The sequence below is a fragment of the Photobacterium sanguinicancri genome (assembly GCF_002265265.1).
GTDB classification, from domain to species: Bacteria; Pseudomonadota; Gammaproteobacteria; order Enterobacterales; family Vibrionaceae; genus Photobacterium; species Photobacterium sanguinicancri.
The window spans coordinates 1-384 of the sequence record NZ_NOIF01000507.1; the positions used below are offsets into that span (position 1 = coordinate 1).

Below are 384 nucleotides of genomic sequence, written 5' to 3' on the forward strand. Positions count from 1 at the left end.
CCAGACAGCCGGTACACCACGTTTTCAGCATGAGAAATTGCCTCCGTGGGCCAGGTGGTAAGCACTTCCTGCTCAATCTGTTTAACGGCTTCATTCATGGACGGCATCTGCGTCTTCTGCGGATGGTTATGCCACAGGGACATCGCCACCAGAAACGCGCCGGTTCTGATGGCGTCTTCCACAGTAAACTTCCGGTTGCTGTCTGACTCCGCCTGTTCTGCCTGCCGTTTCATCAGGGCGAGATGCTCAATGCGCTGCAGGTCTGACAGTTCAGAAAGCGTGACGGTCACACCGTTATGTTCAAATGATTCGGTTTTCAGGAACATCGCTGACTCTCCGGATTAACTGGCGGTGACGGTAATTTCTGCAACCGCAGCAAACTCA

1 protein-coding gene is annotated in these 384 nt (G+C 53.4%); it reads right to left on the reverse strand.

The genetic code is table 11. The features are described 5' to 3' along the window. A partial coding sequence (gene gpG / locus ASV53_RS24860) for a phage tail assembly chaperone G (protein ID WP_094959040.1) occupies positions 1 to 326 on the reverse strand: 326 nt, incomplete at its 3' end. Positions 327 to 384: the final 58 nt, after the last annotated feature.